This window comes from Nocardia sp. NPDC060249 (genome assembly GCF_042728755.1).
Classification (GTDB): Bacteria; Actinomycetota; Actinomycetes; order Mycobacteriales; family Mycobacteriaceae; genus Nocardia.
This window is the reverse complement of the sequence record NZ_JBHXAQ010000007.1, coordinates 320772-339460: the sequence shown is the minus strand read 5'-3', so window position 1 is coordinate 339460 and position 18689 is coordinate 320772. Positions and strand designations below refer to the sequence as shown.

General features: G+C 67.2%; 14 protein-coding genes. 9 read left to right on the top strand and 5 right to left on the bottom strand.

Going from position 1 to position 18689, the window contains the following annotated elements:
• The first annotated feature begins 142 nt into the window (after nt 1-142).
• Nucleotides 143-775, top strand: a complete 633-nt coding sequence (locus ACFWFP_RS24965) for a TetR/AcrR family transcriptional regulator (protein WP_379298814.1) — start codon at nt 143-145, stop codon at nt 773-775.
• Nucleotides 775-1644, top strand: coding sequence for an alpha/beta fold hydrolase (locus tag ACFWFP_RS24960; protein WP_379298812.1), 870 nt, complete (start codon nt 775-777; stop codon nt 1642-1644). The genes ACFWFP_RS24965 and ACFWFP_RS24960 overlap by 1 nt, the downstream gene beginning before the upstream one ends.
• 4 nt (nt 1645-1648) lie before the next feature.
• On the opposite strand, the gene ACFWFP_RS24955 is transcribed toward ACFWFP_RS24960, so the two are convergent.
• Complete coding sequence (locus ACFWFP_RS24955) at nt 1649-3709, bottom strand: prolyl oligopeptidase family protein (protein ID WP_379298810.1); 2061 nt, start codon at nt 3707-3709, stop codon at nt 1649-1651.
• A gap of 182 nt (nt 3710-3891) precedes the next feature.
• Between ACFWFP_RS24955 and ACFWFP_RS24950 the strand changes: the two genes are divergently transcribed.
• From ACFWFP_RS24950 to narI, 5 genes are read left to right on the top strand one after another with little or no spacing between them, the layout of a single operon-like run.
• Nucleotides 3892-5088, top strand: a complete 1197-nt coding sequence (locus tag ACFWFP_RS24950) for an MFS transporter (protein ID WP_379298808.1) — start codon at nt 3892-3894, stop codon at nt 5086-5088.
• A 46-nt stretch (nt 5089-5134) separates the two neighbouring features.
• Nucleotides 5135-8815: a nitrate reductase subunit alpha gene (locus ACFWFP_RS24945; RefSeq protein WP_379298806.1), complete on the top strand. Its 3681-nt coding sequence runs from the start codon at nt 5135-5137 to the stop codon at nt 8813-8815.
• Nucleotides 8815-10464 carry a nitrate reductase subunit beta gene (gene narH, locus ACFWFP_RS24940; protein WP_379298804.1) on the top strand — a complete coding sequence of 550 codons (1650 nt, stop codon included), beginning with the start codon at nt 8815-8817 and terminating at the stop codon, nt 10462-10464. The genes ACFWFP_RS24945 and narH overlap by 1 nt, the downstream gene beginning before the upstream one ends.
• Complete coding sequence (gene narJ / locus ACFWFP_RS24935; RefSeq protein ID WP_379298923.1) at nt 10464-11141, top strand: nitrate reductase molybdenum cofactor assembly chaperone; 678 nt, start codon at nt 10464-10466, stop codon at nt 11139-11141. The genes narH and narJ overlap by 1 nt, the downstream gene beginning before the upstream one ends.
• 16 nt (nt 11142-11157) lie before the next feature.
• Complete coding sequence (gene narI / locus ACFWFP_RS24930) at nt 11158-11889, top strand: respiratory nitrate reductase subunit gamma (RefSeq protein WP_379298922.1); 732 nt, start codon at nt 11158-11160, stop codon at nt 11887-11889.
• A gap of 1 nt (nt 11890) precedes the next feature.
• Here narI and ACFWFP_RS24925 read toward each other — a convergent pair whose 3' ends face one another.
• A complete protein-coding gene (locus ACFWFP_RS24925) occupies nt 11891-12421 on the bottom strand; it encodes a hypothetical protein (RefSeq protein WP_379298802.1) in 531 nt (176 codons plus the stop codon).
• 139 nt (nt 12422-12560) lie between these two features.
• On the opposite strand from ACFWFP_RS24925, the gene ACFWFP_RS24920 reads away from it, so the two are divergent.
• Complete coding sequence (locus ACFWFP_RS24920) at nt 12561-13535, top strand: dipeptidase (protein ID WP_379298800.1); 975 nt, start codon at nt 12561-12563, stop codon at nt 13533-13535.
• Between the two features lie 81 nt (nt 13536-13616).
• Here ACFWFP_RS24920 and ACFWFP_RS24915 read toward each other — a convergent pair whose 3' ends face one another.
• Together ACFWFP_RS24915 and ACFWFP_RS24910 are read right to left on the bottom strand one after the other, a co-directional pair.
• On the bottom strand, nt 13617-14645 hold the full coding sequence (locus ACFWFP_RS24915; protein WP_379298798.1) for an NADP-dependent oxidoreductase: 1029 nt from the start codon (nt 14643-14645) through the stop codon (nt 13617-13619).
• A gap of 212 nt (nt 14646-14857) precedes the next feature.
• Complete coding sequence (locus ACFWFP_RS24910; RefSeq protein ID WP_379298796.1) at nt 14858-16774, bottom strand: adenine deaminase C-terminal domain-containing protein; 1917 nt, start codon at nt 16772-16774, stop codon at nt 14858-14860.
• Here ACFWFP_RS24910 and ACFWFP_RS24905 point away from each other — a divergent pair.
• The gene (locus ACFWFP_RS24905; RefSeq protein ID WP_379298794.1) at nt 16746-17648 is read left to right on the top strand and encodes a LysR family transcriptional regulator; all 903 of its coding nucleotides are present in this window, start codon (nt 16746-16748) and stop codon (nt 17646-17648) included. The genes ACFWFP_RS24910 and ACFWFP_RS24905 overlap by 29 nt on opposite strands.
• Here ACFWFP_RS24905 and ACFWFP_RS24900 read toward each other — a convergent pair.
• Nucleotides 17645-18667, bottom strand: a complete 1023-nt coding sequence (locus tag ACFWFP_RS24900; protein ID WP_379298792.1) for an AraC family transcriptional regulator ligand-binding domain-containing protein — start codon at nt 18665-18667, stop codon at nt 17645-17647. The genes ACFWFP_RS24905 and ACFWFP_RS24900 overlap by 4 nt on opposite strands.
• Nucleotides 18668-18689: the final 22 nt, after the last annotated feature.

The window sequence follows — 18689 nt, the reverse complement described above, 5'->3', positions numbered from 1 at the left end:
CGCTGAGCACCGGTTCGGTGCAGGGCTCGGGCAACTGAGCCGTCTGTAGCCATCTTTCGGCTAACGCGCGGTTGGCCGAATGGGCAGCCGAAGGGCCTGATCCATGACGAGGGGATCAGGCCCTTCGGTATTGTCAGCGACAATGTCACAGGATGCGAATACGGGACGAATGTATGCCGGGCAACCCGTAGAGGACCGGCAACGCCAGCGGCGTGCGCGTTTTCTGGAGTCAGGCCTGACGGTCTTCGCGCGCGACGGGTACGCCAACAGTTCGGTCGGTGCGATCTGTAAGGACGCGGGACTATCGTCTCGGCAGTTCTACGAGGAGTTCACCGGTCGCGAATCCCTGCTGCTGGAGCTGTACGAGCAGATCGACCGACATTCGCGCGAGGCCGTGGCTGCCGCGCTCGAGGACAAGTCCGAGGCGACCGTACTCGAGCAGATCGACGCGGCCGTGCGGGCCTACGTCGAGTCGATCGGCACCGATCCCCGCAAGGCGCGGGTCGCGTTGGTCGAGGTGGTCGGAGCAGGCCCCAAGGTGGAGAAGTTCCGCCTGGAACTGCGCCGCGTGTGGGGTTCGCTGCTGGCCAGCGCCGCCGAGGACGCGGCCATGCACGGCGAAATCCCGCCCGGCGACTACGAACTGCGCGTGCTCGCCATCATCGGCGCGGTGAACTACGTGGTCGACGGCTGGAGCGGCAGCGACCCGCGCCCGCCGCTCGACGAGGTGATCAAGGTGCTGAGCCGGGTGATCCTGGGCGCGGTCGGGGCTTGATGGCGCGGGTCGAGATCGTCCCGATCCAGGTACCCGACGGCAGCACCTTGCCGGTGCGGCTCATTCCGGCCACCGGCGCGCACCGGCATCCGGTCACCCCGGACGCACCACGCGCGGTCGTGGTCATCCTCCCCGGTCTGGCCGTGCCCGGCGAGTTCTACGAATATTTCGGACACCGGCTGGCCGCGTGCGGATTCGATGTCGCCATCGGCGAACTGCGGGGTCAGAGCGAGAGCACCCGCCGTCCCGACGCCGAGAGCACCTACGGCTACCACGAACTGGTCTCGGTGGACTTTCCGGCGATGCTGGCCGCGGTGCGCGACCGATTCCCCGCCAGCACGCCGTACCTGCTCGGCCACAGCATGGGCGGCCAGCTCGCGGCGATGTACGCCGCGAGGGTGCGCGGCAGGCTCGGTGGCCTGATCCTGGTCGCCTCCGGCACACCGTATTTCCGCGGGTATCGCGGAGTATTCGGTCCGGGCGTGCTGGTGGGCACGGCGGCGGTGGCGGTCGCGTCGAACCTGGCCGGGTTCTGGCCGGGGGACCTGCTCGGCAAGCGCGCCTACGGCAGGCAGTCCAAAGTTCTCATGTCGGACTGGGCCAGGCTGGCGCGTACCGGGCGCTTCGTGCCGGTCGGCGCCGATATCGACTACGACGAGCGGATGTCGCGGCTGAAGTTCCCGGTGCTGTCGATCACCGTCGCCGGCGACGACCTGGCCCCGCAGACCTCCGCCGACCATCTGCTGGGCAAACTGCCCGGCGCGCAGATCACCCGGTGGTTCCAGCCGGAGGCCCTCGGGCACAACGGCTGGATCACCGATCCGGACTCCACCGTCGACGCGGTGGAGAAGTGGTTGCGCGACCGCTGACCCCTCAGGCCGAGCGGCGCCCCTCGATCAGCATCTGGATGAAGAACTCGTAGACCAGCGCGGACAGGTACGCCGACTGCTTGTTGTCGGCGGCGCCGCCGTGACCGCCCTCGATGTTCTCGTAGTACCAGACGGTGCGCTCCTGGGACTCCAGGAGCGCGGCCATCTTTCGCGCGTGCCCGGGATGCACCCGGTCGTCACGGGTGGAGGTGGCGAGCAGGATCGGCGGGTACTGCTTGCCGGTGTCGGTGTTCTGATACGGCGAGTACTCGCTGATGTAGGCCCACTCCTGCGGCTTGTCCGGGTCACCGTATTCGGCGACCCACGACGCGCCCGCCAGCAGCAGGTGATAGCGCTTCATGTCCAGCAGCGGCACCTGGCAGACGATGGCGCCGAACAGTTCCGGGTAGCGGGTGAGCATCACGCCCATCAGCAGGCCGCCGTTGCTGCCGCCGATCGCGCCGAGCCGATCCGCGGTGGTGATGCCGCGGGTCACGAGGTCGCGTGCGACGGCGGCGAAGTCCTCGAAGGCGCGGTGGCGATGCTCTTTCAGTGCGGCCGTGTGCCATTCGGGGCCGTACTCGCCACCGCCGCGGATATTGGTCATCACGTAGGTGCCGCCGCGTTCGAGCCAGTTCATGCCCGCCGAGCCGAGATAGGCCGGAGTCTTGGAGATTTCGAAGCCGCCGTAGCCGTTCATGATCGTCGGGCCCGGCGTGCCGCGCCGATCGCGATGGCGGATCACGAAGTAGGGCACCGCGGTTCCGTCGTCGGAGGTCGCGAAGAACTGTTCGGTCTCGAGGCCGGTGGCGTCGAAGTAGGCGGGGGCCTGCTTCAAGGTCACCGCGGTGTCGCCGATCGCGCTGCTGAGCAAGGTGGTCGGCGTGGTGAAACCGGTGGTGGTGAGCATGAACTCGTCGCCGCCCTCGAGCGGGTCGAGGTTGGCCACCGAGGTGGACGACATGGCGGGGGAGTCGGCGAGCTCGCCGGCCGCCCAGCCGTCCGGCCCGGGTGTGAGCACGCGGAATCCGGTCTGCACATCGTGCAGGGTGGTCAGGATCAGGTGGTTCTCGGTCCATCCCCACGATTCCAGTGAGGTGTGCGGATCCGGGGCGAACAGAACCTCGAATTCCCTTGCACCCGAAAGAAACTCGTTCAGATCGGTGACCAGCAGGCTGCCGGGGGCGAAGGTGGTGTCGCCCGGGGTCCACTCGGTCTTCAAGCGCACCAGCAGCCAGTCGCGGTACCAGTCCACGTCCGCGTCGGTGGGGGTTTCGATCAGGCGCCACTCCCCGTCGTCGAGCAGCGACACCTCGCTGTTGAAGAAGTCCGTCGACCGGTGCAGGTAGTGCCGCTCGTAGCCGGGGTGGCGGTCGTATCCGGCGCCGATCGAGACATCGCTCGACTTGCCCTCGAACACCGTGTCGGCAGCGGACAATTCGGTGCCGCGCCGCCAGCGCTTGGCGATGCGTGGGTAGCCGGAATCGGTGAGCGATCCCGGCCCGAAATCGGTGCCGATGTAGACGGTGTCGGCATCGATCCAGCCGATCCGCGACTTCGCCTCCGCGACGAAGAATCCGCCGTCCTCGGGCGCGATGAATTGTCTTGTGGTCAGGTCGAATTCGCGTTCGACGGTCGCGTCGGCACCGCCACGCGACAGATGGATGACGGCGCGCTCCTGCGAAGGCCGCAGGACCGCGGCGCCCGCCCAGACCCAGTTCTCCCCGTCGGCCTCGGCCAGCGCGTCGACGTCGATCAGCACATCCCACTCGGGTGTGTCGGTGGCGTAGGACTCGAAGGTGGTCCGCCGCCACAACCCGCGTTGATGCTCGGCATCACGCCAGAAGTTGTACAGCCACGGCCCCCGCCGGCCGGGATAGGCGATCTTGGTGTCGTCGTCGAGCATCGCCAGGACGCGACGCTCCATCTCGGCGAATCGGCCGGTCGCCGCGAACCGCCGCCCCACCACGTCGTTGCGGGCGCGCGCCCAGTCCAGCGCGCCCTCGTCGGTCACGTCCTCGAGCCAGAGATAGGGATCGGTCACGTTCTCTTCAACGCCGCTCATCCCCACATTGTTGCCGATGCGGCCGGTCGCAGTCACACCCGTGCTGGTCTGTGGTTTGCCATGCCGGGGCATCGGGCCGGTGCGCACCATCCCCACACCTGGTAGATGCGGGTTGCGGTCGAGGTTGCCGTGCTGTTGCGTGTTGCCCGGTCAGGGTAGGGGCAGTGTGTTCTCCTGAGTCGGTGACCTCGCTACAGACAGCGGTACGCACCGGGTCCCCGACCCTCAACCTCGTCTTGGCCACCTGGGTGTCGGCCATCAACTTCTGGGCGTGGAACCTCATCGGCCCGCTCTCGCCGAACTACGCCGACAAGATGGCGCTCAGCAGCATGGCGGCCTCGATCATGGTGGCGATGCCGATTCTCGTCGGCTCGCTGGGCCGGATCGTGTCGGGCGCGCTCACCGACCGGATCGGCGGCCGGATGATGTTCATCGGGGTCTCGCTGGCCTCGATCGTGCCGGTCGTCGCGGTCGGGATCGCGGGCAGCATCGAGTCCTATCCGATGATGCTGGCGTCGGCTTTCCTGCTCGGCATTCCGGGCACCGTGTTCGCCATCGGTATCCCGTTCGCGAATTCCTGGTACGTGCCTGCCCGGCGGGGCTTCGCGACCGGCGTGTTCGGTGCGGGCATGGTCGGCACCGCGGTGTCGGCGTTCTTCACACCCCGATTCGTCCGCTGGTTCGGACTGCTGCCCACCCACCTGATCGTGGCGGCCGCGCTCGCGGTGACCGCGGTGCTGTGCATCGTGTTCATGCGCAACTCGCCGGACTTCACTCCGAACACCGACCCGGTGCTGCCCAAGCTGCGCGCCGCGATGAAGCTCGGCGTCACCTGGGAGATGTCGTTCCTGTACGCGGTGGTGTTCGGCGGTTTCGTCGCCTTCAGTTCGTATCTGCCGACCTACATCAAGAATGTGTACGGGTTCTCCGCGGTCGACGCGGGCACGCGCACCGCCGCCTTCGCGCTCGCCGCGGTGATCGCCCGGCCCATCGGCGGCGCGCTGTCGGACCGGATCGCGCCGAAGTACATCGTGGTCACCTCGCTGGCCGGGACGGCGGTGATGGCGGTGGTCGCGGCTTTCAAACCGCCCGCCGACGTGGCATCGGCGGCCACCTTCATCACGATGGCGCTGTTCCTGGGGATCGGCACCGGCGGCGTCTTCGCCTGGGTGGCAAGGCGCTCGCCGAGTTCCAACGTCGGCAGTGTCACCGGAATCGTCTCAGCCGCAGGCGGTCTCGGTGGCTACTTCCCACCGCTGATCATGGGTATCACCTACGACGAGGCGAGCCACAGCTACACCATCGGGCTGCTGTTGCTCGCCGCGACCGCGCTGGCCGCCCTTGTCTACACCTCGGTGAAACTGCGCGCCGTCGAATAGCGCGTCGCCGCACCTCGATCCGACCTCGTCGAAGGAGACAGATCCAGTGCCATCCCCAGCGCGAATCGGCGGAGCCGTCGAAGACCTGCTCGTGCGCAGCGGCCGGTTCTTCACCCCCGGTGTCGAATCCGCGGACCTGCGCACTGTCAGCCGCAGCGGCGGCCGTGAGGGCGACATCTTCTATCGCAACCGGTGGAGCCACGACAAGGTGGTGCGATCGACCCACGGGGTGAACTGCACCGGGTCGTGTTCGTGGAAGGTCTACGTCAAAGACGACATCATCACCTGGGAGACCCAGGACGTCGACTACCCCTCGGCAGGCCCCGATCGGCCCGGTTACGAGCCGCGCGGCTGCCCCCGTGGCGCCGCCTTCTCCTGGTACACCTACTCGCCGACGCGGGTGCGCTACCCCTACGCGCGCGGGGTGCTCGTCGAGATGTATCGCGAAGCCAAGCGGCGGCTGGGCGATCCCGTGCTGGCCTGGGCCGATCTGCAAGCCGATCCGGATCGGCGCCGCACCTATCAACAGGCCAGGGGGATGGGTGGTCTGGTACGGGTGAGCTGGGACGAGGCCGTCGAGATGATCGCCGCGGCGCACGTGCACACCATCGCCGAATACGGTCCCGACCGGGTGGCCGGGTTCTCGCCGATTCCGGCGATGTCGATGGTCTCCTTCGCGGCGGGGTCCCGGTTCGTCGAGCTGATCGGCGGGGTCATGACCTCGTTCTACGACTGGTACGCCGACCTGCCGGTGGCCTCACCGCAGGTTTTCGGTGATCAGACCGACGTGCCGGAGTCGGGCGACTGGTGGGACGCCTCGTATCTGATGATGTGGGGATCCAATGTGCCGGTGACCCGCACGCCCGACGCGCACTGGATGGCCGAGGTGCGCTATCGCGGTACCAAGGTCGTCACGGTCAGCCCCGACTACGCCGACAACACCAAGTTCGCCGACGAATGGATGCCCTGCGCGGCGGGCACCGACGGTGCGCTGGCGATGGCGATGGGCCACGTCATCCTCACCGATTACTTCGTGCGCGAACGGGAGCCGTTCTTCGTCGACTACGTCCGCCAGTTCACCGATCTGCCCTTCCTGATCCGCTTGGTCGAACGGGACGGCCGCCTGGTTCCCGGCAAGAATCTCACCGCCGCCGATCTCGGCTCCAGTGCGGAGAACGCCGCCTTCAAGCCCGTGTTCATCGACAGCGTCACCGGTGAGCCCGCGGTACCGCACGGCTCGCTGGGGTTCCGGTTCGGGCCGGAGGGCGTCGGGAAATGGAACCTCGACCTCGGCGACCTGCAGCCCGCGCTGACCGCCGACGCGGGCGACGGGCGGTCCGTGGTCGTGACGTTGCCGCGTTTCGACACCGTCGACGGCCACGGCGAGACGATCGATCGCGGTGTGCCGGTGCGGATGGTCGCGGGCGGCCCGGTCTGCACCGTCTTCGACCTCATGCTCGCCCAGTACGGCGTGGCCCGGCCGGGGCTACCGGGGGAATGGCCGAGCGGCTACGACGATCCCGGTTCGCCGTACACCCCCGCCTGGCAGGAGCCGATCACCGGCGTCGCGAGCGCGCAGGTGGTCCGGATCGCCCGCGAATTCGCCGCCAACGCGGTCGATTCCGGCGGGCGCAGCATGATCATCATGGGCGCGGGCATCTGCCAGTGGTTCCACGGCGATGCCACCTACCGCGCGATTCTGGCGATGCTGCTGCTCACCGGCTCGATGGGCCGCAACGGCGGCGGCTGGGCCCACTACGTCGGGCAGGAGAAATGCAGACCGGTGACGGGCTGGTCCACCGTCGCGATGGGCACCGACTGGTCGCGCCCGCCGCGCCTGATGGCAGGCACCTCCTACTGGTACGCGCACACCGACCAGTGGCGCTACGACGGGTATCGCGCCGACGTGCTCGCGGCGCCGACCGGTCGCGGTCTGTTCCGCGGCAAGCACACGATGGACGTGATGAGTTCGGCGGTGGCCATGGGCTGGACGCCGTTCTACCCCCAGTTCGACCGTTCGTCACTGGACCTGGCCGATGAGGCGGCCGCCGCGGGGCTCGACCCGGTGGCCTACACCGTCGACCAATTACACAGCGGCGCGCTGCGTTTCGCGGTCCAGGATCCCGACAGCCCGAAGAACTGGCCACGGGTCCTGAGTGTGTGGCGGTCGAATCTGCTCGGTTCCTCGTCCAAGGGCAACGAGTACTTCCTCAAACATCTGCTCGGCACCGGCTCCAACGTGCGCAACACCCCCGCGGGTCCCGGGCGCCGTCCCGTGGAGGTGGTCTCGCCCGACCCGGTGCCCGAGGGCAAGCTCGATCTGCTGATGTCGATCGACTTCCGGATGACCTCGACCACCCTGTTCTCCGATATCGTGCTGCCCGCGGCGACCTGGTACGAGAAGGCCGACCTGTCCAGCACCGACATGCACCCGTTCATGAACGCCTTCACCCCGGCCATCGATCCACCGTGGGAAACCAAGTCCGACTTCGACGCCTTCGCCGCGATCGCGCGCGCCTTCTCGGCGATGGCCCGCGTGCACCTGGGGACGAGAACCGATGTCGTGCTCGGCACCCTCCAGCACGACACACCCGGCGCGATGGCCTACCCCCATGGCACCCAGTCGAATTGGCAGACCACGGGCGAGGTGCCGGTACCGGGCCAGACGATGGGTCCGCTGGCCGTCGTCGAACGCGACTACGCGGCGATCGCCCAGAAGTGGGCGGCGCTGGGGCCACTGGTGGAGCAGAAGGGGATGACCACCAAGGGCGTCACGGTGTTCCCCGATCAGGAGGTCGTCGAGCTGGGCCACCTGCACGGGGTGATGGATTCCGGTGTGGCGGTGGGTCGTCCGGCGATGGAGACGGCGGAGAAGGTGGCCGAGACCATCCTCATGCTGTCGGGCACCTCCAACGGCAGACTCTCGGTCGCGGGTTTCGAAGAGCTGGACCGGCGCACCGGGCGCTACATGGTCAAGCTGGCCGAGGGCAGTGAGGAACGGCGAATCACCTTCGCGGAGACCCAGTCCCGGCCCGTACCGGTGATCACCAGCCCGGAATGGTCGGGCAGCGAGACCGGCGGCCGCCGCTACGCGCCCTTCACCCAGAACATCGAATACCTCAAACCGTTCCACACGCTCACCGGTCGCATGCACTTCTACGTCGACCACGACTGGCTGGAGGAGCTCGGCGAGGCGTTGCCGATCTACCGCCCGCCGCTGGACATGGGCAAGCTCTACGGCGAACCGGCCATCGGCGAGCGCGACGGTGTCGGGTTGAGCGTGCGCTATCTGACACCGCACTCCAAGTGGTCCATCCACTCCGAGTATCAGGACAATCTGCTGATGCTGGCGCTCTCGCGCGGCGGCCCGACGATGTGGATGAGCCCGGCCGACGCCGCGAAGATCGGGGTGCGCGACAACGAATGGGTCGAGGCCCTCAACCGCAACGGTGTGCTGGTGTGCCGCTCGGTGGTGTCGCAGCGGATGCCGGAGGGCGTGGTCTACGTGTATCACGCCCAGGAACGCACCATCGACGTCCCGCTCTCGGAAACGACCGGAACCCGTGGCGGTATTCACAATTCGATCACCCAGCTGCTCATCAAACCCACCCATCTGGCGGGCGGCTACGCCCAGATCTCGTTCGCGTTCAACTATCTCGGCCCGACCGGAAACCAGCGCGACGAAGTCACCGTGGTCCGTCGCCGTAGCCAGGAGGTGACGTACTGATGAAAGTCATGGCGCAGTTGGCGATGGTGATGAACCTGGACAAGTGCATCGGCTGCCACACCTGTTCGGTGACCTGCAAACAGGCGTGGACCAACCGCACCGGCACCGAATACGTGTGGTTCAACAATGTGGAAACCCGCCCGGGACAGGGTTATCCGCGCACCTATGAGGATCAGGAGAAGTGGCGCGGCGGCTGGACCATGAAGAAGGGCCGGTTGCGTTTGCTCGGCGGCGACCGGTTCAGCAAGCTCGCCAATATCTTCGCCAATCCGAAGATGCCCGCGATCGGCGACTACTACGAGCCGTGGACCTACGACTACGCGAACCTGACCAATGCCCCACTGAGCGACCAGATTCCGGTGGCGGCGCCGCGCAGCCTGCTCACCGGTGAGCCGATGATGATCACGGGCTCGGCCAACTGGGACGACGATCTGGCCGGGTCGCCCGAGATTCTTCCCGGCGACCCGGTGCTGGCGAAGGTGAGCGAGAAGGTCAAGGCCGATCTCGAACAGACCTTCATGTTCTATCTGCCGCGCATCTGCGAGCACTGCCTCAACCCGGCGTGCGTCGCGTCCTGTCCCTCCGGTGCGATGTACAAGCGCACCGAGGACGGGATCGTGCTCGTTGATCAGGACAAGTGCCGTGGCTGGCGGATGTGCATTTCCGGATGTCCTTATAAAAAGGTGTATTTCAACCACAAGACGGGCAAAGCGGAGAAATGCACTTTCTGCTATCCGCGCGTGGAAGTCGGCCTGCCGACGGTGTGCGCGGAAACCTGCGTGGGCCGGTTGCGCTATATCGGGCTGATCTTCTACGACGTGGACAAGGTGCTCGACGCCGCCGCCGTCGCCGACGAGCGCGATCTGTACGAGGCGCAGGTGAATGTGCTGCTCGATCCCGCCGATCCGGAAGTCGTCGCGGGAGCGCGTGCCTCGGGTATTCCGGACAGCTGGATCGAGGCGGCGCAGAGATCCCCGATTCACGCGCTGATCAAGGACTTCCGGGTCGCGCTTCCGCTGCATCCGGAATATCGGACGATGCCGATGGTGTGGTACATCCCGCCGCTGTCGCCGGTGGTCGACGCCGTGAGCCGCGACGGTCATGACGGCGAGGATGTGGGCAACCTGTTCGGCGCGCTCGAATCGTTGCGAATTCCCCTGGAATATCTGGCCGGACTGTTCACCGCCGGGGATACCGAAGCGGTGGCGGTGGTTTTGCGCAAGCTGGCCGCGATGCGGTCGTACATGCGCGACATCAACCTCGGACGTGAGCCGCGTGCGGAGATTCCCGCGGCGGTCGGGATGACCGAGGAGAAGATGTACCAGATGTACCGGCTGCTGGCACTGGCGAAAATCGAAGACCGCTACGTGATTCCCTCGGCCTACGCCGATCAGGGGCATCAGCTCGAGGAATCCGTGGCCGACTGCGCCCTCGACTTCGACGGGGGGCCCGGCATGTACGAGCAGGTCTCGGGTCCCTTCGGCGAGACCAGTGGCAAGCCGGTGCCGGTCGCGGTGGAGACCTTCCACGCGCTCAAACAACGCCAGACCAGTGAATCCGCCGCTCCGACTGTCGGCTCTCGGGTCAACTTGCTGAACTGGGACGGCAAGGGCGCGCCGGAAGGCATGTTCCCCGGTGGCCGGAAATGATGCGCGCTCGCGCGGCCCGGCGCGCCGCCGAGCAGCGGCTGGTGTGGCAGGCGGCCTCGCTGCTGCTCGCCTACCCCGACAGCGAACTCCGAACGCGGCTCGAACTCGTCACGCGACTGTGCGCCCACCTGCCGCGCGCGCAGGCCGAACCGTTGCTCCGGGTGGTGGCGGACCTGGGCGAGCTCCCCGAAGTCGTTGCCGCGCAACAGTTCACCCAGACATTCGACCTGCGTAGACGGGCGACGCTGCTGCTCACCTACTGGACCGACGGCGATACCCGCAATCGCGGCATGGCGATGCTCGCCTTCACCGAGGCGTACCGCGGCGCCGGTGTGCGGCCGCCGACCGGCGAGGTCGCCGACCACCTTCCCGTCGTGCTGGAGTTCGCGGCCACCGTGGACCCCGTCGCCGGTGCGGCCCTGCTCACCGCGTATCGGCGCGCGATCCACGCGATCGGACTCGCACTGTCGGACGAGGGTTCACGCTATGCCCCGGTGCTGGCCGCGGTGGTCGCGACCCTGCCGCCGGCGACCGAACAGGATCTCGGCTGGGCCCGCAGGCTGGTCGAGGTGGGACCGGCCGCCGAATCGGTGGGACTGGCACCGTTCACGCTCACCGTGCCGCCGCGCCGAAGTGCGCACGAGCGCGAACCCGCTGTAGTGAAAGGACTTCGGTGACATGGCAGCCAACGATGTGTCGGCGGGCGAGATCTACTGGGACATCGTCCCCTATGTGAGTCTGGCGATTCTGATCGTCGGTACCTGGTGGCGCTACCGGTACGACAAATTCGGCTGGACCACCCGGTCTTCCCAGCTGTACGAGTCCACGCTGCTTCGCATCGGCAGCCCGCTGTTCCACTACGGGATGATGGTGGTGATCGTCGGCCACATCATCGGGCTGGTCATCCCGGAATCCTGGACCGACGCCATCGGCGTGAGCCAGCACGTCTATCACATCCAAGCGATCGTGCTCGGCAGCATCGCGGGCGTCGCCACCCTCACCGGCATCGTGTTGCTGATCTATCGTCGCCGCCGCAACGGCCCGGTTTTCACCGCGACCACGCTCAACGACAAGCTCATGTACCTGGTCCTGGTCTGCGCGTTGATCACCGGGCTGGCGACCACCCTGCTGGGTTCGGGCGCGGTCGGGCCCGAACACAACTACCGGGAGACGGTGTCGCCGTGGTTCCGTTCCATCTGGATCCTGCGCCCGCGCGGCGACCTGATGGCCGAGGCGCCGCTGTCGTTCCACCTCCACGTGACGATCGCCCTGATCTTGTTCGCGATCTGGCCGTTCACCCGGCTCGTGCACGCCTTCAGCGCACCGCTGAGCTACTTCTACCGGCCTTACATCGTGTACCGCTCCCGGGCGAGCGCCGAACCTGATGAGCTGATCGGCTCGCGCCCGGAGCGGCAGGGCTGGTGAATCACCAGGAGTGGGCGACGTCGACGACCACGCGGGCCGGATTGTCGACAGTACTCACGCGGAACGGGAGGCGGGCGCGGACGCCGAGGCCGAAGGTGGTCCGGCCTTCGAACGAGCCGGCGAACGCGACTTGGCGCAGGGTCGGATAGCCGCTCGTCGAGAGCAGTTCGGTGCGGTTCGACGGGTTGTAGGTGCTGCTGCCCGCGTCGTCGTAGGCGGGGGCATGGACCGCGATCTGGAGGTAGGCGCCGCCACGCAGGGGCACGGTCGCGCCGGAACCGTCCTGGGTGACGGTGCCGACGTACCCGACGTGGTAACCGGCGGCGGGGCCGGACAGGTCGATGACGAGTCGGTCGAAGCACTCGTGGCGACCAGCGCGAACGTCGGCGACGGTAGCGGTGGAGTAGGTGGACGACGTCTTGTCCTGTGAGCCCCAGGCGAGTCCGCAGTCGGACGGAGCCGCGGCCGCGGGCAGCGTCGAGAGGCCGGCGCAGGCGGCGAGGGTGGTGAGCAGGACGAGGAAGCGACGCATGTCGCACCGCCTTAGATCTGGGGCCTTCGGGGCTAGCGGAGCAGTACCGATCTATCGGAGCAATCGCGGATCGCGTTAGCGTCGGTCCGGTGTCGAATGCGCCGCGAAACGTAGGATCGCAGGTCACGAGTCAACGGAGGTGGATGTGTTCCTGTGGGAGCAGCACTGCTGTCTGCCGTTGCGGCACACGGCGCGGGTCGCCGAACTGGCTCGGTATCCGCTGGGGTCGTATCTGTCGGTGAATGTCGGGTATTCGGCGCAGACCAAGGACGATTCGCTGGCCCTGCTGCACCGGTTCCGCAACGACGCGGGGGCGGATCCGCGGTTCCGGCTGGTGGAGCGGGCAAGCGAGATCGGTGCGCCGCAGGTGATCTCGCTGGCCTTCGATCTGGAGGATTCCGGGCCGCTCGACGGCGATCTGGACAATGTGGAGCTGTTCTACGACCTCGGCGTGCGTTCGCTGCTACCCACCTACAACCATGCGAACGCGGCGGGCTGCGGTTGCCTCGACACCGATGACACCGGGCTCACCGGGTACGGAAAAGACTTGGTACGCAAGCTCAACGAGGTCGGGATGTTCGCCGACGGCTCACACTGCTCGCGCCGCACCGGGCTCGACATCGCCACGCACACCTCGGTCCCGATGATCTACAGCCACTCCAATTTCGCCGCGCTGTGGGAGCATCCGCGCAACATCACCGATGAGCAGGCGCGAGCGTGTGCCGCGACGGGTGGGGTGATCGGCGTGAACGGCGTCGGCATCTTCCTCGGCCGCAACGAGCCTGCCGCCCGGGCCGAGCGGGTCGCGGCGGTCGCCGATCACATCAGGTACGGCGTCGATCTGGTCGGGATCGACCACATCGGGATCGGATCGGACTATTCGTTCGACGGCCAGGAGTTCAACGACGAGATCCGCGACAATCCCGGTGCGTTCTCCGAGTCCTACACGAAATGGGGCCCACTCCAGTGGACTCCACCCGAGGACCTGTTCGGCGAATCCGAGGTGCCGGGCCTGGACGAGCTCCTCGCCGCGCGCGGGTTCACGCCCACCGAGCGTGCGGCGATCTTCGGCGGCAACTTCGCCCGGGCCGCGAGCCACGTCTGGCGTGCGTGACCCGCACCGAATCCGGTTGATCGACGGCGGTCGCCCCGCCGGACCGGGGTGCGGTGCGCAGCGGGGCGTTCCGGGTGCCGCTCAGGCGAGGCGGACGAGCATTTTGCCTGTGTTGGCGCCGGTGAGGACGCCGAGGAAGGCGGCGGGGGCCTGGTCGAGGCCCTCGTAGACGGTTTCGGTGGTGGTCAGGGTGCCGTCGGCGAGCCAGCCGGCGGCCTTGGCGATGTACTCGCCGAAGATCGGGAAGTAGCTGGTCACCAGCATGCCGCGCAGGGTGGCCTCCTTGGTCGCCGCCAGGTAGAGGTCAGGGGTCTGCTGTGCGGTGGCGCCGTTGTAGCCACTGATCGCGCCGACCAGCGCGATCCGGCCGTGCTGGTTGAGCGCCTCGATGGCGACCTTCAAGTGCTCGCCGCCGACGCTGTCGAGGTAGACGTCGACGCCATCGGGCGCGGCTGCCGCGAGCTGACCGCCGAGATCACCGGCGCGGTAGTCGATCGCCGCGTCGAAACCGAACTCCTCGAGCAGCTTTCGGGCCTTGACGGGACCACCGGCCGAACCGATCACCCGCTTCGCGCCGAGCGCCTTGGCGAGCTGGCCCGCGACGCTGCCCACCGCGCCCGCCGCAGCCGAGATGAACACGGTGTCGCCGGGCCGCACCTGGGCGACGTCGGTGAGGGCGGCGTAGGCGGTGAGGCCCGTGGTGCCGAGCACGCTCAGGAAGTGCTGCGGCGCAGCGAGTTCCGGGGCGATCGGGGTAGCCGTCGCGGCGTCGACGACGGCGTGCTCGCGCCAGCCCGCGAAGTGCGAAACGGTCGCGCCGACCGCGATCTCGGCCGAGCGGGAGGCGATCACCTCGCCGACGGCTGAACCGTCCAGGGCCGCATCGAGTTCGAACGGCGGGATGTAGGACTCCTTGTCGTCCATCCGGCCGCGCATGTACGGGTCGACCGACATCCAGGTGTTGCGGACCAGGATCTGGCCCTCGGCGAGCTCCGGCAGTGCCCGTTCCACCAGGGCGAAATCGGTCGCGACCGGTGCGCCGCTCGGGCGGGCGGCGAGGTGGATCTCGCGGGTGTGGGTGGGCAGTGCGCGGGTGGCCGTGTTCGACATGATCGAGCCTTCTTTCGAGGTCAGCCGGGGTTTCTCGCCGGTGATGACTACGCTATGGCGGCTGCGTTCACCTGCCCAGGTCCGCGCACGCCACCGCCCGGTCCGTTCACGACAGACCGGGCGGTGGTGGGGCGGACCTTGTTGCCGTTGTCGATGGCTGCCGCGTCGTTGTCGTGTTGATAGCGGTGGATCCCGTGCTCTGGTAGCCGAGGCTATTTCATGAAGCCGAAGCGGTCGAGCGAGATGAACAGGGTGAGTAGCTTGTTGACGACCGGCTCACCTTCGTTGTGGTTGCCCAGCTTCACCAGTGCGTCGTCGATCGAACGGGTCGCTTCGACGAGTTCGGCGAGGTCCATATCGGCCATCACTCCGTAGAAGTCCAGCGGCAGAACCGCTTTCACCTGCGCGTCCTCGGTCACGACGCAGCCGCCGACCAGGCCGTCCAAGTGCCGGAGGTTCTCGCGCATCTCGGTACTGTCGCTGCCGACGACCACGAAGTAGGCCGCCGGAGCCGGCCAGAAGGTCGAGACCGCGCCGCGATCGAGCGAAACGCCTTCGAACAGCGCGTTGACTATGTGGCGCTGCCCGTCGGCGTAGCGCTGCACGACCGAGATCCGGTTGCGGCGAACGCCTTCGAGCTCGGGGACGACGACGCCGTCGCGCACCGGGACCCAGACCTCCTGCGCGAAGTCGAGATGCCCGCGGCCGTACACGTCGAAAAGGAGTACTTTCGCCCGCGTGCCGTCCTCGGAGACCTCGATGGGGGTGAGCTCGAGCTGCTCGGCGCGCAGGTCGGCGAGGCCGGACCGGGGCTGCTGGGCCAGGACCGAGTAGTCGATGCCGACCGGCTCGAGCAGGCGACGGTTCTCGGCGACGAGCTTGCCGCCCTTGAACACATAGCGCGGGTTGATCTTGGCGAGGCTGTCGGTCAGCACGATGTCGGCGAATCGTCCCGGGCTCAGCGAACCCAGGTCGCGGTCCTTGTGGAAGGAGCGCGCGGTGTACAGCGTGCCCATCTTGATCGCCTGGATCGGCGGCATGCCCATCTCGACGGCCAGCGAGATGACCCAGTCGATATGGCCTTGCCGCAGCACCCGATCCACCGAGATGTTATCGGCGCACAGCTGGAAGTTCTCGGCGGGCCAACGGCGTTTCACGATGGCGCGCAGCATCGTTCGAATGACCTCGGGACTGCCTACGCCGAACTTGATCTGGGTATTGAGGCCGTAGCGGATGCTCTTCTCGATATCGTCTTCGTTCCAGACGTCGTGGTTGTTGTCGACGCCGATGGCGGGCATGTAATTCAGCAGCATGTCCGACAATGAGGTGACGCCCCAGTGGCAGTTCACGACTCCCGCGTTCGCGCGTCCGAGCGCGGACTTGCGGAAATCGTCGGCGTTGCCGGTCATATAGGACAGGTGGGCCAGTTCGCCGAGGCCGATCACCGGATCCATCGCCAGCATCGCCTCGGTGACCTCGGGTGAGGTCTTCTTTCCCGGTGCGAAGGCATAGAGCCGGTACGGCAGCTTCTCGTGGTCGGCGAACAGCGCGCGGACCGCGTCGATCGCATCGTCGCCCGCGGCACTGGCGAAATCGAGCGTTTCCCCGAAAACGGTGGTGGTTCCGCTCGGCACGATCGCCTCGCCGAATGCCGCTGGATGCGCGAGCTGGGATTCGAAGTGCAGATGCGCGTCGATCAGGCCCGGAATAGCGTAAAGACCCTCGCCGTCGAAGGATTCGCGGTATCGCACGATCGATTCGTCGGGATTCAGCGCGATGATGCGCTCACCGTGGACCAGTAGCGAACCGGGGTAAACGGATTCGGTGTGCACATCGACGATATGCAGATTGCGCAACAGCAGGTCGGCTTCTCGCTTCCCTTCCAAGATGCCGAAAATCATCCGCACGTGGTCGTCTTGGGTGGCGACCTCGGTGATGTCGGCGGTCGTCGAATTCTGCTGGGCCATGGTGGTCCTCACTTCGAAAATTACTGTTGCTTGCCTGTATTCGATTGGACGCGACAAACACCGTTGCCCACAAGCATGCGTTTTCGCACGAGGTGTACTAAATTTTCGTACAGTTCCGAGGAGGAGGTGCGCGGTGCTCCATTCGCGATTGCTGCAGTACATCGACGAGGTGGCCCGTCTCGGGTCCATCCGCGCGGCCGGTGCCCGCCTGCACGTGGCACCCTCGGCGATCAACCGCCAGATCCTGCTGTTCGAGGCCGAACTCGACCAGCCGCTGTTCGAGCGCCTGCCTCGCGGCATGCGCCTGACCCCGGCGGGTGAGGCGCTGCTCGCGCACATCCGGCAGACGCTGCGGCAATACCGGGAAACGGTGGCCGATATCCGCGATCTGCGTGCCCTCGGCAGCGGTGAGGTCGTGATCGCCACGATGACCGGCCTGGCCAGCAGCGTCGTCGCCACCGCCGCCGCGACGTTTCGTACCCGTCATCCGCAGGTCAGGATATCGATCCGCACCATGTCGACCCTCGATATCGTGCAGGCGGTCGAGAACAGCGAGGCCGACCTCGGTCTCGGTTTCAATATTCCGTCGTCCACACGGCTGGAGACCTACTGGCGGATCAATACCCGGCTCGGAGTCGTTGTCCGCCCGCATCATCCGCTGGCGGCCATGGACACGGTCCCGCTCGCGCAGTGCACGCCGTTCCCGCTGATCTTCGCCGATCGCTCGATGGTGATCCACGGCATCGTCGCAGAGGCTTTCGCGAAGGCCGATCTCGATATCCAGCCCGCGTTTCACACCAACTCGATCGAGACCATGAAACGGCTCGCCACGTCCGGCGAGGCCATCGCCTTCCTCAGCGAATTCGACATCGCCGAGGAACTGCGCGACGGCCGTCTGATCTTCCGGCCGGTCCGCGACGCTTTCAGCGACAACGTCATCTCCCTCGTCCGACGGGACAAACACGGTCACGGCCTGGCCGGTCTGCTGCTCGCCGACGAGATCGTGGGAGCGCTACGGCCGGGTGAGCGCGACTAGCGGGTCGCGGTGGGCGAGGCGCCGGTCCAGCGGTGGAAGGCCTTGCGCAGTGCTCGGTCGTCGGTGAACGCGAGGCGGGCGGCGACGGTGGCGGTGCTGTGTCCCTGGTCCAGCAGGGTTTTCGCCCGTTCGTGACGGAGCAGGTCGAGTTCGTCGCGCCAGGACGTGCCGTGTTCGGCGAGGTGGCGTTGCAGGGTGCGCTGGCTCATAGCAAGGCTTTTCGCGACCCTGGGCAGGGCCGGGTCGCCCGCGTCCAGTGCCGCGCCGAGGGCGATACGAAAGGCGTCGAGCGGATCGGAGATCGGGCGGGCGGAGGCCAGGACCAGGTCGGCGTGGCTGCGCATCAAGTCGGCCAGCATCGGATCCGCGCGGGTGAGCGGTGCGTTGGCGTCGTCGGCGTGGAAGGTGATCGCGTCCGCTTCGGCGTCGAATTCGATATCGGCGGTACCGAATACGGCCACCAGCCCGGAGTGTTCGGCCGGGGCGGCGTGACCGAAGCTCACCCGGGTCGGCACGAGCGGTCGGCCGGTCGCTTCGCGCGCGCGGCGCAGGTAGTAGGCGAGCACGTACTCGTTGACCACCGAGGCCACCGCCGGATCGCTGGCCGAAGTCCGGTAGCCGATGGTGAGATCCCCGTCGCCGGACAGGTCGAACCCTTCGGTGGCCGCGGTGACCAGGCGGTGGTACGGCTGGGCCGCGCGCAGTGAATCCGCGAGTGTCGCACCGGTGGTCACCAGATAGTCCCAGGTGTTCAGCGAGCCCAGCGGCGCGGCGGCGGCGATCGCGGCCCCCGATCCCGCACCGGGTCGTGCCTGCGCGATCAACTCCCACAATCGCAGCAGCGAACTCATCGGGATCCGGTTCAGCTCACCGCGCAGAACGACATCGTCGGTACCGGCCACCCGGGCCAACTGGCCCTCGGCCGCCCCCGCCGCCCTGGCCGCCTGCACGAGCAGCCGCACGAGATGGGTCGACGCCGTGCCGTCGAGCCGGCTACCGATGCCTTCGACCCCGCTCACCTGTCCGAGATTACTGGCCGGC